Annotated in this window: 14 protein-coding genes and 4 pseudogenes; 8 read left to right on the forward strand and 10 right to left on the reverse strand. The window is 50.0% G+C overall.

All coding sequences use genetic code 11. The annotated features are described in order from the left end of the window. Positions 1 to 95: 95 nt before the first annotated feature. Positions 96 to 512: pseudogene (locus tag EAO78_RS13765) on the forward strand (zinc ribbon domain-containing protein); the annotation flags it as partial. Between the two features lie 129 nt (positions 513 to 641). On the opposite strand, the gene EAO78_RS13770 reads toward EAO78_RS13765, so the two are convergent. The 4 genes from EAO78_RS13770 to EAO78_RS13785 form a co-directional block, all read right to left on the reverse strand. Next, positions 642 to 950: a hypothetical protein gene (locus EAO78_RS13770; protein ID WP_122106420.1), complete on the reverse strand. Its 309-nt coding sequence runs from the start codon at positions 948 to 950 to the stop codon at positions 642 to 644. 174 nt (positions 951 to 1,124) lie between these two features. Beyond that, positions 1,125 to 1,568 (reverse strand): type VII toxin-antitoxin system MntA family adenylyltransferase antitoxin, encoded by a 444-nt coding sequence (gene mntA, locus EAO78_RS13775; protein ID WP_122106421.1) that lies wholly within the window; start codon positions 1,566 to 1,568, stop codon positions 1,125 to 1,127. 232 nt (positions 1,569 to 1,800) lie between these two features. Next, on the reverse strand, positions 1,801 to 2,196 hold the full coding sequence (locus EAO78_RS13780; protein ID WP_122106422.1) for an HVO_A0114 family putative DNA-binding protein: 396 nt from the start codon (positions 2,194 to 2,196) through the stop codon (positions 1,801 to 1,803). 50 nt (positions 2,197 to 2,246) lie between these two features. Then, on the reverse strand, positions 2,247 to 2,561 hold the full coding sequence (locus EAO78_RS13785; protein WP_122106423.1) for a toxin-antitoxin system TumE family protein: 315 nt from the start codon (positions 2,559 to 2,561) through the stop codon (positions 2,247 to 2,249). Between the two features lie 71 nt (positions 2,562 to 2,632). On the opposite strand from EAO78_RS13785, the pseudogene EAO78_RS13790 reads away from it, so the two are divergent. Then, a pseudogene (locus EAO78_RS13790) lies at positions 2,633 to 2,835 on the forward strand (UDP-glucose 4-epimerase); the annotation flags it as partial. 76 nt (positions 2,836 to 2,911) lie between these two features. On the opposite strand, the gene EAO78_RS18220 reads toward EAO78_RS13790, so the two are convergent. Together EAO78_RS18220 and EAO78_RS13800 are read right to left on the reverse strand one after the other, a co-directional pair. Next, complete coding sequence (locus tag EAO78_RS18220) at positions 2,912 to 3,433, reverse strand: hypothetical protein (RefSeq protein WP_203227892.1); 522 nt, start codon at positions 3,431 to 3,433, stop codon at positions 2,912 to 2,914. A gap of 8 nt (positions 3,434 to 3,441) precedes the next feature. After that, the gene (locus EAO78_RS13800) at positions 3,442 to 3,738 is read right to left on the reverse strand and encodes a UPF0175 family protein (protein WP_122106424.1); all 297 of its coding nucleotides are present in this window, start codon (positions 3,736 to 3,738) and stop codon (positions 3,442 to 3,444) included. 263 nt (positions 3,739 to 4,001) lie between these two features. Between EAO78_RS13800 and EAO78_RS13805 the strand changes: the two genes are divergently transcribed. The 3 genes from EAO78_RS13805 to EAO78_RS13815 are packed head-to-tail and all read left to right on the forward strand — an operon-like array spanning position 4,002 to position 5,555. Next, complete coding sequence (locus EAO78_RS13805; protein ID WP_122106425.1) at positions 4,002 to 4,250, forward strand: UPF0175 family protein; 249 nt, start codon at positions 4,002 to 4,004, stop codon at positions 4,248 to 4,250. After that, positions 4,237 to 4,524 (forward strand): hypothetical protein, encoded by a 288-nt coding sequence (locus EAO78_RS13810; RefSeq protein WP_122106426.1) that lies wholly within the window; start codon positions 4,237 to 4,239, stop codon positions 4,522 to 4,524. The genes EAO78_RS13805 and EAO78_RS13810 overlap by 14 nt, the downstream gene beginning before the upstream one ends. A 35-nt stretch (positions 4,525 to 4,559) precedes the next feature. Further along, a complete protein-coding gene (locus EAO78_RS13815; protein ID WP_203227893.1) occupies positions 4,560 to 5,555 on the forward strand; it encodes a glycosyltransferase family 2 protein in 996 nt (331 codons plus the stop codon). Here EAO78_RS13815 and EAO78_RS13820 read toward each other — a convergent pair. From EAO78_RS13820 to EAO78_RS13830, 3 genes are read right to left on the reverse strand one after another with little or no spacing between them, the layout of a single operon-like run. Continuing rightward, complete coding sequence (locus EAO78_RS13820; protein ID WP_136516513.1) at positions 5,542 to 6,291, reverse strand: class I SAM-dependent methyltransferase; 750 nt, start codon at positions 6,289 to 6,291, stop codon at positions 5,542 to 5,544. The genes EAO78_RS13815 and EAO78_RS13820 overlap by 14 nt on opposite strands. A 57-nt stretch (positions 6,292 to 6,348) precedes the next feature. Next, positions 6,349 to 7,815 (reverse strand): lipopolysaccharide biosynthesis protein, encoded by a 1,467-nt coding sequence (locus EAO78_RS13825; RefSeq protein WP_122106429.1) that lies wholly within the window; start codon positions 7,813 to 7,815, stop codon positions 6,349 to 6,351. Positions 7,816 to 7,818: 3 nt separating this feature from the next. After that, positions 7,819 to 9,327, reverse strand: coding sequence for a sulfatase (locus EAO78_RS13830; protein WP_122106430.1), 1,509 nt, complete (start codon positions 9,325 to 9,327; stop codon positions 7,819 to 7,821). A gap of 139 nt (positions 9,328 to 9,466) precedes the next feature. Between EAO78_RS13830 and EAO78_RS13835 the strand changes: the two genes are divergently transcribed. Together EAO78_RS13835 and EAO78_RS13840 are read left to right on the forward strand one after the other, a co-directional pair. Then, on the forward strand, positions 9,467 to 10,681 hold the full coding sequence (locus EAO78_RS13835; protein ID WP_122106431.1) for an O-antigen ligase family protein: 1,215 nt from the start codon (positions 9,467 to 9,469) through the stop codon (positions 10,679 to 10,681). A gap of 104 nt (positions 10,682 to 10,785) precedes the next feature. Continuing rightward, positions 10,786 to 10,937: pseudogene (locus tag EAO78_RS13840) on the forward strand (IS1595 family transposase); the annotation flags it as partial. Positions 10,938 to 11,105: 168 nt separating this feature from the next. On the opposite strand, the pseudogene EAO78_RS13845 reads toward EAO78_RS13840, so the two are convergent. After that, positions 11,106 to 11,378: pseudogene (locus EAO78_RS13845) on the reverse strand (IS4 family transposase); the annotation flags it as partial. 303 nt (positions 11,379 to 11,681) lie between these two features. Between EAO78_RS13845 and EAO78_RS13850 the strand changes: the two are divergent. Further along, on the forward strand, positions 11,682 to 12,776 hold the full coding sequence (locus EAO78_RS13850) for a glycosyltransferase family 4 protein (RefSeq protein ID WP_122106432.1): 1,095 nt from the start codon (positions 11,682 to 11,684) through the stop codon (positions 12,774 to 12,776). Positions 12,777 to 12,977 lie beyond the last annotated feature (201 nt).

A 12,977-nucleotide genomic window follows, 5' to 3' on the forward strand; every position in this document is an offset into this window, starting at 1 on the left:
GTTCCGTGAGATCATCCTCTCGTTCGCACTCAACAACCTCAAGAAACTCGTCAAAACACTATGATCCCGCTCATGTACCTCATTTTCAATAGAGCAATGTGATCGTGTTCGAGGAGTTGACCGATATTCGAGAGCGGCTTCCACACGCGAAGTGGCACCATCTCTGGGCGTTCCGACGCCTATTCGAGTACGTCTCCTACAAGGCCCCGGAACGCGGTGTTTCGGTGAAACAGGTCGAGCCGAACCACACGTCCCAACGCTGTTCTCGGACGGATTGCGGATTCACGCACGACGACAACCGGGATGGAGAACAGTTTGAATGCCAGAAGTGTGGATACGAAGTGAACGCGGATTACAACGCGGCGAAGAACATCGGGACGCGGTACGCTCGAAAGCGGATACACAGACTCCGTTCCTCGCCCACGTCGGGGAGTGGAGACGCACCAGTAGACGTGCGTTTGAATGGTGGGACGGTGAACGGCGAGAGTTACCAGCCTATTGCTGGCGACTGATCGCTGGGAGTCCACATCAAAGCACCTCCCCCACGGACCGAGGTGCGTAGCGCCGAGGGAGTAGGATGGGGTAGTTTACTGCGTCCGTATCAACGATAACTGGATGGCGCACGGCATCATCCACCATCTTCAGTTCTGGAACACGCCACTCGTATCAAGCTCCGCAGCCTCCGCAAAGGCCTCCCGCTCCCGCTCAATTTCTTCCAAGGCATCCCCAAGAAGGATCTCCGCAACTTCCTCAGAAAGCTCTCCCTGCTTGTATCGCTGGTGGAGCGTGATCTTCTCCTCGTCCGAGAGGACTTCGCGGAGTTTCTCTTGAAGCCCCTGTCGAGCAAGCTCACTGACGTTGATCCCACCGAGACGCATCTGATCGACGACTTGTGTCGCCTCCTTCTCAGTCTCCCCCCGGAACTGGATCTTGTCGTTGTTCGTGGCCATCTTACCCTGTTTTCTCTCTCCATCGTAATAGACGTTGTGACGCGTCATCCGTGTCAGTACAACGTCTCGTATCAGGAGTCGAAATACCGTTTCGGAGGTGTTCCTGCAGGAACCCCTGCCCGAACGACTCACGGTGACGACGACTGCCTGAACATCGCGTCAAACCTTTCCCTCTCATCCGATCGCTCCCTTTGCGAGCCGATCGATGAACTCCCGGCGGTCCCGTTCCCGATCGGCGGCGGTCTCCTCGTCCTCGGCGGCTATCCGCTCGCGGGAGGCGTCGATCGCTCCGTCGTCACCGACCAGTCGAATTCCACCTTCGAGGGCGGCACGTGCGATCGGAAGCGGAAGGTCGTCGATATCGCTCACGTCGACGAAGCCGTCGGCGTAGCCCTGGAGGTCCGCGTCGATCCGGTTCCGTCGCCGGAATCGTTCCTTCGGTGACGGCCGGTCGGGGAATCGGAGCGCGACGTCGACGTCGGACGACTCGTGGGTGTTCCCCCGGACTCGGGAGCCGAACAGGATCGCGAAGCGAACGTCCGTCGCCGCGAGATATCGGCGAATCGCCGCCACGTCCACGCCCTCGATGGCCGATTCGCCGTCGTTCGGTTCCACCATGGTGTGTGCTACGTGCCGGGCGAGGAAACCGTTCGGTGGAGATGGCGGTCGATTTTCTGGAATCGACTCGTGGCCAGTTTGGGTGACTGCTCAACGGACGGATATACCATCGATCGGATCGTCGTCGGCGAGCGCGAGCACCGGAGACGGGGAGAGGGACACACCTCGTTTCGTCCGTCCTGGGGGCGATTCGGGGAGTGGTGCATCCGTGAGTTCTCTTTTCCAGGGTGGCTCAGGCGTTCGCCTTCCGCTCCTGACCCGACCCCGCCGTGAGCGGGATGTCGGCGTCGATCTCGTCGTACCACACGACCGGGCGCTTCGCCCGGCCGTTCGCTTCGAGTTCGACGAGACCGTAGTCGGCGAGCTCGTTCACGTTGTCGAGGACCTCCGGCGGGTTTCGGTCGACGAGGCGCGCGAGCTCGCGGATACTCTCGGGTTCGTGTTCGACGATCGCCTCCAGGAGCTCGAGGTTGGTCGAGCGGAAGACGCGGCCGAACGTTTCGAGGTCCTCGATCGAGAGCGTCGGCTCGCTCGGTTCGACGTCCTCGCCGGCGTCGATCGCTTCGAGACGCTCTTCGAGGTCGCTACGATCGGCGGATTCGATCCGGACGTGGAGTGTTCGGGTCATGAGTGGGGTGTGGGTGCTCGGTCGGGAGTAGTCGGAGGGCTGTACGTCGGTCACCGTGTTCGAGCGGACTCCCAGTCGTCGCGCTTCTCCTCCGGGAGCGCTGCCCGCCAAGCGCGGAAGACCTCCGCAAGACCGGGGTAGTCGATCTCGACGGTCTCGCCCCCGAGGTGAAGTTCGTGGACGCCGTGGTGGTTGTCGAACCTGATGATCGGATCGTCCGCGCCGGCTTCGCCGTAGTGGTACGCGTACTTGATCCCGTCCTCGAATCGCTCCGACGTCGGGACCGAGAGCACACGTACCCGAGCAACGGTGCCATCGGCGTACGCTTCGATCTCGTCTTCGAGCACGGTGACGTCATCGTCCATCCACGGGAGTACTGACCCATCCCACTCGGATAAGCGTTAGGGTTAATACTAACAGTGGTGGTGAAGCGGTCGTTCGGGACCAGCTCGTGCCGGAACTGGAGATCGAATACGAGTCGGCGTGGACGGTGGACGGCACACGCACACGTCGGTGGCGAAGGCACGGGAGACGATCGGATACGAGCCCTCGCGGACGATCACCGAGGGTGTCGGCGAGTTCATCGAGTGGTACGAGCAGAATCGGGAATGGTACGAGCCGCTCGTCAGGTCGTCGTGACGTAGGATCGGGAAACGTCGCTTACGGTGTGGCGAGAGCGTCGTCGTACGGGAGAGATGGCAACAGTTCCGCGGAGTCATCCGTCCTTCTCGATGGTCCCGAACAGAGCGTTTCGGTCCTCCTCGGAGAACCGATAGCCGTCCTCTTCTCGTAATTCCGTAACGAGCGTCGACAGCTCTTCGGTCGTGGCGATCGCGTCGCAGTGGATCGCCGCCTGAAGCAACAGTACGAGATCCCAGACCTCGACACCGAGTTGCTGTCCACGAGTTCCGACGTGGGCGTCATCAGTCACGAGTCGAGCGTCGCGTTGGGACGCGATCGCGAGGCATCGCGCATCGGTCGAGGAGAGTGCGTGATCGCCGATATCGTCCGCCAGTGCGAGTTCAGCGTCGGTCGGGGTGGCGATCTCGAGCCAGCCGTCGTTGTACGATTTAACCGCGTCGATGCGGGTGACGAACTCGTAGCCGTCGACTTCGGCACGATCGAGTTCGCCGATAACCGACGGCGGCGTCTCGACGGTCTCGAACACCGACGGCAGCAGTTCCAACCGGTCGATCTTGGCGAGTGAACTCAGGACGTTGTTGTCGACGAGCGCCATCCGTCGCTCTATTCAGTAAACGTCTCCAGCTGGCTCTCCCGCTGCGCGTCACGCAGGAAGCCGGCGTCGCGGTCGATCCCTCGATCCGCGAGTTCGTCCCGAAATACCTCCGCCGAGAGACCGGCCAGTTCGGCCGCCCGGTTGCAGCTCACGGTGCCGGTTCGGTACTTCTCGACCGCAAGCGACACGCGAAGCTCCGGACGCCGACGCAACAGCTCACGGACGGCCTCCTCGACCACGGCATCGGCGTCATCGTAGTCGCCGGCGGCCGCGATGGCATCGAGATCCTCTGCGAGCCCGGACATACGAGTCCCTACGTCGGACCCGTGAATAAATATGCTGCCCGGTCGGCTCCCCCTCTGCCGGCCGGTCGACGCTCATCCAAGAGACGATCGGGTACGAGCCGTTGGTGCGGTCGTCGTAAGAGCCGGGACACACTGGTCAGATACTCTCGAATACCACTAAACTGACCGCAGGACATTGGCTGAAGACAGGATTCAATCCCCCGAAATCAACGGATACGTACCCGAACGGGGTTACTAAGTAGCACGGCGTCGAAATAATCGACATGAGCGGTATCGACCTCCCGCCGGACGTGCTGGATGCGATCGCGGCACCGCCGGAGGATCGCGAGCCCATCGTCCGGCAGGAGCTCGCGGTGTCGCTGTACCGGGAGGGATATCTGTCGTTCGGGAAGGCACGAGAATTGGCCGGGCTCTCGAAGGCGAAATTCCATCAGCTACTCGGCGAGCGTGAGGTAGAGCGACACTACACGGAGGCGGACCTCGCACTCGATATCGAGTATGCGCACGAATGACGGTCGTCTCGAACACGTCGCCGATCTTGAATCTCGCAGGGCAACGGTGGCTGAGACGGCTGAGGCGAGCGCGTCGGTGATGGCGACGACGACTGTCGACGTGTTGAAGATGGAAATAACGTACAGCCGGACGGTCACCGCTGACGGATCGGGGAACTACTCGGTTCGTGTTCTGTATCCCCAGACGTACGAGATTAGTGATGAGGAAGTGACGGTGAACGAGGAGGACATGAGATTCGGAAACGAGGCTGAGATATTGAGGTATTACCGTTGAGTTGAATTATCCTGACTCTCAATGGGACATGGATGGTGGATTCAGAACGACCCTTAATCTCCGTCGTTGTCGGTGCTTACAACGAAGAAGACTCATTAGCCGACACGATTCAGAGCCTCCTTGGTCAATCGTTCAGTGATTACGAGATCATTATTGTTGACGATGGCTCAACAGATAAGACAGCAGAAATTGCTAAGTCTTTTGAAGACACTCGTGTCCGACTTGTAGCTATAGACGAGAATATAGGGCTTCCTAAGGCATTGAATCGTGGAATTCAAGAGTCAGAGGGGGAGTACATTGCCAGAGCTGATGCGGATGAGTACTCTGATCCCTTTCGACTTCAGAAACAGCGATCGGTTTTTGAGGCAAATTCTGGCGTCCAAGCAGTTGGGTGTTGGTATGCGACAATCGGGCCAGATAACGAGAGGGTTGCGACGGTACAGGTGTCACAAAATCGTGACTTCGGAGTGAATGATTTACTGAACAATGGACCTGGCATCGCTCATGGCTCTGTGATGATGCAGAAAGAAGCTATAAAGAGAGTAGGTGGATATCGTGAGGAATTTACCTTGGCTCAGGACTATGATTTATGGTTTCGCATGGCGGACGAGTTCGGTGAAGGCTGGCTTGACGTGGTGCCTGAAGTTCTCTACGAACGTCGCGTTGAAGCGCATCAATTAGAGAAACGAGAACTGCAACGGCTGTTTGCCGAAACTGCGAGGAAATGCGCCAAACGACGACAGCGAGGAGAAGACGACACAGGGTTGCTCAAAGAGCTCTCCGACAGGGCTCAAGAAGTCGAGAGTCGCAATTTCAACTCTCGGGTGGCGACAGGAATGTATCACTACCTACAAGGGAATCACTTGTTGGAGCAGGGAAATCATACAGCTTCGCGCCATCGAGCGTTGAAAGCTATCTGGTTCGCTCCGACGAAACCCCGTCCATGGTATCTTTTACTCTTATCATCGCTACCAAGCGAATGGAGAGAAGCAGCGCAAAATTGGTCTCAAACCGTCTTCAGGGCGCGCTAGAGCCACCGTTGGCTCCGGCTTCAAACACCATGATATTATCTACCGGCCACGTTTTCTCTGGAATTCGGGTATCTAACCTGGCAATGAGCGACTCAGATTCCTCCGGTAGGTAGTTTGCGTCTCTCTGTTCAAACTTCTCCACCCAGTACTTTCTCTCCTGCAAATTGATGTGGTGTGTCCCGTACTGGCCAGGTGGGGCAGCAGTGAATATGATTCTACCGCCATACTTGCTCCCAGAAATAATTGTACTAACTAGATTATCAGCGTAGATTGGATGAATGTGCTCTGCGACTTCGATACAGGTCACCACATCGTAACTCCCATCAATCGAAATTTCCTCTCGAAGATCGCCCTGACGCACAGAATCAACTAGCGCGTTCTCGACTGCCTTTGATGCACCCTCAATCCCGAAGACATTGATACTTGGTTGATTATCTTCGAACTTCTTGAGATAATGTCCGATTGCACAACCGATGTCAGCTACACTCTCAGGGTCGTACCTTCGAATCATCTCTGTGGTAAACTCTTCGGCAACTGTGTCGTGCGGTGGTTTCCTACGTTGAACGAAGTACTCCTCGGAGTATATTGAGTTAAGATTATTCAATTTAAAACGATCCAAAAATCGCAACATAGGGAGACGGAGATAGAAACGAATCCAGCGTTGAGTAAAATACGCCTTCTTAGCAACCGGCTTAATAGAGTCAGGGAGAGTACTGTAAATCGATCTCAGTCTCACAGTAATCAGTAGGATTAATGCGAATATAATGGTTCCGTTTTGGCGAGTCGTAATAAATCAGGATCGAGTCCCTCTTATTGTCTTGGATGCTTTTGACACCGCTTGGTTGACTTCATCGGTTCTGAGAAGGTACAATACGAGCGTATAAGTCAAAATAGCCATAGGAATCGCAGAAGCTAGAAAGAGAAGTCCTCCAAAGAACTGAGTCAGAGAACTAACAAGAATCCATATAGCTCCTGATGCTCCCACGACTTTCGTACATAATTTGAGTTGATATTCAAATTTCATTATATTTCTACTATAGTTCGCAATCACACCGGTATATACTATATATGATATAAATGTCGCGATTGCAGCTCCTTGTATCTCCAATTCTGGTATTAGCATGAAATTCAGAATAATATTCACTAGTGCAGAAAATAGAAGAGCGGTCATCAGAAGTCTTGTTTTTTCTTCTAATTGAATGGGGTACGTGAGAATCTGACCAAGCCCATAAAAAAGAGACCCGAGGACGATCCAGGGAATAATCACTATAGTGTCATAGTACTCCTGCTCAACATATATTTGAACGAGGTCAGGGCCTATCGCTATCAAACCAACTGCTGCTGGGACACATAAGAGAATAAATAATCGAATCACCGTCTCGAAGCTCTTCGCCGCCTCTTTCCGACCCTTCGTTTCGAATACGCTCACCACTCTCGGATAAGTGGCCAATGAGATGAGTGAAAACGTCATAAAAACAACTCTATAGAAAATCTTGTATCCAGCAGCGTAGGTTCCCACTGCTGCAGCCCCTGAAATAACAAACAATAAATAGTTGTCCGCGAGCTCGAGAACTCTCCCGCCGATCTGAGCACCAATGAATGGCAATCCGAAACTAGCAGACTGTTTCACCGTGCTAATGTCGAAGACGAACGACTTGTATAGGCCCTTGTTGTAGAGAATCAGCAATTCAACAATGCTAATCAAGCCAGAACCGATTACTAATCCTAATAGTCCCCCTAGCACACCTAACGGGGTATAGATTATCACAGCAGCTGCAATACACAATTGAGCGATGGAGTTCGCACACACAAGCACCGTATATCGTCCAGCTCGATTTTCCGCTCTGCGAAGCGTGCTGACCAGCGAAAATGTACCCCGTGTTAGGACAAGGATGAGACCAGTTATACTGAATAGCACCCACTTAATTTCAATAGATTGTATAATAAAAAATGTTGCTGACACCACAAGCAGTCCTATACCTAAAATGAGGAAGTAAGTGTTCAGAAGAGAAGATACCAACAATGAACTCTCTCCAGTCTGGTGGTATTTCTCGAAGTATCGTAACAGTGGTTGGCGCAACCATGATAAGACGAGGACTAAGCTGAATGAAACGCCAGTTAGTACTACAGTATACTCGCCATATTGATCATTTACGAGCAGTCTCGTCAAGACAACAACTGACAGAAAATTAATCAGAGCGGGAACAATTTTGGCGGGCGTGTACCTCAAGACGTCCGAACTGAGTCCACGATCAAGCATTATTTAAATATAGCCTAGGTCGCGAAGCGTATCTCTCACCGAATCTTCATATTCTGAGTTGATACCAACAGTTCCAAACGGTTCTACAATCTCAAATAGCTTCGATTCTAAGTCTTCTTGATCTTGCAATTCATCCCCGTGTAATGGTATCTCACCGTTGATATCCACTTCCGACATTCTCTCTCTCCCATCTGAATGTATCGTCAATTTCCGGGCAGAAGAATCATATATCGTCTTTATCTCGAAATCGAGCTCTGAGTAATCTTGTTCTGGGTATTTTTCCATAACTCGCTGAATACCGTCGAATGGAGAACCAAGATATTCAGCGACAGCGTAGTCACGTCCTTGCTCGTCTCTCGTTCGGGGCAGAGGTTGCGAATCTAAACCAACCTCATCAGATTCGGAAACTCCGAGATTACATACCTGGTCAATGGTGGTGAACAGATCCACGGTCTGCACCAATTCTGAGATACGTTCTCCGCCTGTATCGCCAGGATAGGAGACTATAAGAGGTACTCGAAGGACTGCATCATTCAGTGAAAGTGAATGCCCCATGCGACCGAAATCACCGATATTCTCGCCGTGGTCTCCAACAATCACTACCAACGTATCTTTGAGGACTCCGCTCTCATTAAGTGATTTGACAATTTCTGAAATAGCTTGATCAGTTTGGCGCACAGCACCATCGTAAAACGATTGAAGTAGCGCGAAGTCTTCATCATCCATATCGACGGCATTTGCATAATTATATAGTCGCGGATCCTGATTCACATCCGAGTACCCCGAGGTGCTGTGGTTAGGAGGTGCGACTTGTCTCAAAAATCCCTGATCCGGGATATATTTCAAGTGTGTTTCCATCAGGTTAATATATGTAAAGAAGGGTTCATCGCTACCAAATACGATAGAATCAAAACTGTTGACGATCGAATTCGTACCTTTCGGCTCTCTTCGGCGATGACCAACGATAGACGTTCCGAGCAGTTTTGTTGCGAATTTATATGCCAAGTTAGACGCATCCTTGATATCCTTTTCCTCCCACAAGAATCCCGCTAAGTCCTCTACGAACGTTCTTGAAAATCCGTTTGACGAAAATGACGACTTGATTTGAGAGTAGTCTGTATCGTTCGGAAACAACCGAGTTGGTATTTCAGTATAGTCAAACCCCGCATTCAGTCCATTTTCCAGTGTAAGTAGCTGATTCGCAGTCAGACAGTGCGTGGAATAACCCTTCTTGTTAAAGATCTTCGGAAGTGTAGGGATATGATTTGAGATAGAGGGATTACTTCGGGTTGCCCCATGTTTGCTCGTATAGAGTCCAGTGAACATTGATGCATGTGAGGGAACTGTCCAAGGTGAAGTGGATATCGTGTTCTCGTATACGTGAGACTGCTCGGCGAATTCTTCTAAAAATGGGGTCGTATCTCGATCGTAGCCGTATAAAGAGAAGTTTCTGGCCCTGGCAGCATCTGAAACGATGAAAACGATATTAGGATTTACCTCAGTCGTCGTCATTACATAGATGGGAATCTTTATAACTACTAAAGCATATTGATATCACTAGCTTTGTGAGGTACTAATACTTGGTAGTCGAGTATATTCAACTGAGACGCAAGGTTGATTATAACGCTAGATTAAGAGGTTTATATTCGTGATGAGAGAATATAACAGTCCCGATGTATTTGAAAAGATAATTAACGGACTTCTTGTACTCTATGTCGTTACATCTCCGCTATACTTTCTTCGCTTAGGGACAAACATCGTTCCTACTGACTTTATTGGAGGAGTTCTAATCATACTCTGGGTAATACAAAGATCATACAAAAATGATAGAATTCTAATTCATTCTATTTATATTATCCCAGGTCTTCTGTCTGTGATTTCTATAGCCTCTACAATTTACGCCCCGTATGAACTTGAAGCATTTCCTTCTGGAGTCCTATTGCTGAATTTATGCATGATATCTATTATTATATACAATCGTATAATCAAATATTTTCGATACGAAAAAAAAATTATCCAATTAATTATTTTATGGATGATAGGTGCGGTTACTGCAACTATTACTATATTTATTAATGAGATCATAAATGTTGGAATGAGGGCAATAGCCCCGTCATATTCATATAGCCATAGGACACAACTTCCTTATCTGCTTGTCGTTACTGCTATTATATCAATTTATCTATACAGATACTACGACGTAAGAAATCGGATTTTCGGCAAAATTAGTTCTATTTGTACATACCAATTTTCTATCTTTATATTATTCATTTCAATATCACGTGGACCTTGGATAGCTCTTACAGGTGTTTTACTCCCATCTTTCCTATTTTATAAGAACATCCGGAAAGATATAATTAAACTAAATATACCTAGTCTAGTTTTCAGTATAATAGTAGCGATATTCTTTGGACAACTTCAGCGGGTACTTGAGAGAGTAGCATCAATAGTTCAGCCAAACAATACAGAAACTTCTGCTAGATTGGAGATATATAATGAAGCACTAGATGTAGTATCTTCAAAACCAATGACCGGGATCGGTTGGAATAATTATTCTGTCATATACGATATCGCTGGGAGTGCACATTCCACTTACTTAACTATTAGCTCCGAGTTAGGAATACCTGCTCTCCTATTGTATATTCTTATTCCAATCGTTCTATCACGGGATTGGATGCGGATTGTATCATCGGAGAAGCTTAGCTCAACCAATAAGCTTCTATACTTGGCACCCCTGGCAGGGGTACTAGGGCTCCTTGTAGGCCAAGTATTTTCCACGGCCATACTATGGTTTCGTGCGTATTGGGTCCTTCTTAGTATTAGTGTCGCCACAATCACGATAGGTTCACATTCTAGTATTCGATAGTATTCTGATGAGTTGACCACTCTTCGGAGATTGTTGGTCGAGTAGAGCTGTCGCTATGAAAGCGTAGCAGGCAAGGGTGACGCGGCAGTATCATCCGAATTCCAATATTCTCATTTAAATTGCTTAGCTCAGAGGTGAGTGTCGCGAACCTGCTCCAGCAGGTTCGCTGGCACGATGACCTCTGCTGCCCGCACTACCGGTCTAAGGCAGTGATCGAACACAGCAGCTACGGGAGTATCAGAGGTATCTCTGTAAGACATTCTTGGGTAGAGGATTGTTGGTCAATTCTCAGCAGGAGCTGGAAAGCAGGCAAGGGTGACGCAGTGGCGTCACCCGATGAACAGTGTTCCCTATCAAGATGTTCGTGTCGGAGCGTCGCGCCGCAGATCTGCTGACACAGATTCGCTGGTGTGACGGCATAGCGAAGATGGTACTCGTCGCTGTCCCGGTTAAGCACACCGACGAGTCGGAACGCTCGGGTCGTGCTGACGCTCGACTCTCGCTTACGGTCGAATGAGAGGGTGATTTAGACATCGATTTCCTGTCGCTACAGGTCGTCAAGGACGTCCTACAGCGACTCACCTTCGAGTGAAATACTGCTTCCTCGCCACGTGCAAAGCTCTTCGACGATCTCGAAGTTCGCGTCATGCTTAACATGTGAGACGAACCAGCCGTCGTTCTGGTCAATACGGTCGAACGGCGGTGTTCAGATAAGCCTGAGAGTAATATTCGCCAGGAGAACGCCTCTCACGACAGAACCCAGCCGAGAGCAACGATCTGGTGAGGAGAAGTGAAACTGATCGTGGCCGAATCAGCGTTCGGAATATTCAGCTCGCTCACCTATCAAACGGAGCAATTCACGGACCTCCACAACGATATTACTACAAGTTTTATCTGATCACTACCTACTGAAGAGCAACAATTCTTTATACTTGAGTGTGTTGTCACGCATAGACCGCTACCGGTGAACTGATTAGGCCGGCCATACCTCAATTGACTAATGATACGTGTGGCCGCTCTACTCGGAGTTCTCCGTCATACGACTATCGCGTACGAGATATCCGAGCATATCGGTCAATTCCCTAATATCGAAATGACTGTTATCAGTTATAACGACTCTTTGATCGATGACTTGGAGATCGAGATCGACACCGATGTTGTGACTGTCAAAACTCTTAATGCCTCTAACCGACTTGACCTGAGAGCTATCTCAGAGTTACATGATCTTCTCCGAAATGAGTCCTTCGACCTGCTTCACACCCATCATAACTTTGTGGGATCGCTCGGCTGTATGGTTGCTCCTTCCGATCTGCCGATCATCGATACAGAACACGCCAATCACAAGGATCACTATTCAGTCGCACAGAATCTTGTTAATTCTGTAACTCTTGGGCGTGCAAACCGAGTTGTCGCTAACTCGCAAGCGACACTTGATTCGTTGTATCCACACGAACGGGTACTTGTTCCTTCAAATCAAAGATGTGTGATATACAATGGAGTTGATGTAGATTGGATCGATACCTCCACTAAAGATAAAACATGGAGGACTGATTCCCCACGGGTCACGACAGTTGGGCGATTGATCCCTGTGAAAAACCAAGAGACTCTCATCAATAGCTTCTCAGCTGTTCTTGACAAGGTACCTGACGCAGAGCTTGTCATTGTTGGTAGTGGACCCAGACAGTCAGCACTTGAAAAGATAGCCGAATCCAACGGAATTCAGGATAGTATTACGCTAACGGGCGGAGTGTCCCGAGAAGAAGTATATAATATACTTTATTATTCAGATGTGTTCGCTCTTTCATCGTACTCTGAGGGATTCTGTGTCGCATTGCTGGAGGCTATGGCAAGTGGTTGTCCACCTGTCGTCAGTAATATCCCAGTGCTACATGAGGTCGCTGGCGATACGGCTGTGTTCGTCGATCCTGAGGATACTGAAGGATTCTCAGCCGAAATCACGAGACTACTTGATGATGAAGATCGATATCAGAGATACTCTATAGAGACAAGAGAACGCGCACGAACGGTCTTTTCAATAAAGCGAACAGCTGAGGAGTATCTCGATCTCTATCAAGAAGTCGCAGAAGGATCATGAATGAATCAAACAAATATATCCATAAATTGAGGAATATTTCGAATGTCCAGTCAATTCACTACTTGAGACAAAATATTCTCCGTAGATCCATTATCGATAATACGAATTAGATGAATAATTATAGTGGTGTCGATACTGTATTTAGATCAAAAATTGAAAGTATACATATTAAATTAACATTAAATGTAATATTTGGAGCGT

Origin of the sequence: Halobellus captivus, from assembly GCF_003697845.1 — an archaeon.
Taxonomy (GTDB): domain Archaea; phylum Halobacteriota; class Halobacteria; order Halobacteriales; family Haloferacaceae; genus Halorubrum; species Halorubrum glutamatedens.

Coding starts and splice junctions, on each gene's coding strand:
- mntA (WP_122106421.1), bottom strand. CDS start 1,568: ATGGTGGAACCGAACGACGGCGAATCGGCCATCGAGGGCGTGGACGTG.
- EAO78_RS13850 (WP_122106432.1), top strand. CDS start 11,682: ATGATACGTGTGGCCGCTCTACTCGGAGTTCTCCGTCATACGACTATC.
- EAO78_RS13830 (WP_122106430.1), bottom strand. CDS start 9,327: ATGACGACGACTGAGGTAAATCCTAATATCGTTTTCATCGTTTCAGAT.
- EAO78_RS13810 (WP_122106426.1), top strand. CDS start 4,237: ATGCGCACGAATGACGGTCGTCTCGAACACGTCGCCGATCTTGAATCT.
- EAO78_RS13780 (WP_122106422.1), bottom strand. CDS start 2,196: ATGACCCGAACACTCCACGTCCGGATCGAATCCGCCGATCGTAGCGAC.
- EAO78_RS13835 (WP_122106431.1), top strand. CDS start 9,467: ATGAGAGAATATAACAGTCCCGATGTATTTGAAAAGATAATTAACGGA.
- EAO78_RS13805 (WP_122106425.1), top strand. CDS start 4,002: ATGAGCGGTATCGACCTCCCGCCGGACGTGCTGGATGCGATCGCGGCA.
- EAO78_RS13800 (WP_122106424.1), bottom strand. CDS start 3,738: ATGTCCGGGCTCGCAGAGGATCTCGATGCCATCGCGGCCGCCGGCGAC.
- EAO78_RS13770 (WP_122106420.1), bottom strand. CDS start 950: ATGGCCACGAACAACGACAAGATCCAGTTCCGGGGGGAGACTGAGAAG.
- EAO78_RS18220 (WP_203227892.1), bottom strand. CDS start 3,433: ATGGCGCTCGTCGACAACAACGTCCTGAGTTCACTCGCCAAGATCGAC.
- EAO78_RS13785 (WP_122106423.1), bottom strand. CDS start 2,561: ATGGACGATGACGTCACCGTGCTCGAAGACGAGATCGAAGCGTACGCC.
- EAO78_RS13825 (WP_122106429.1), bottom strand. CDS start 7,815: ATGCTTGATCGTGGACTCAGTTCGGACGTCTTGAGGTACACGCCCGCC.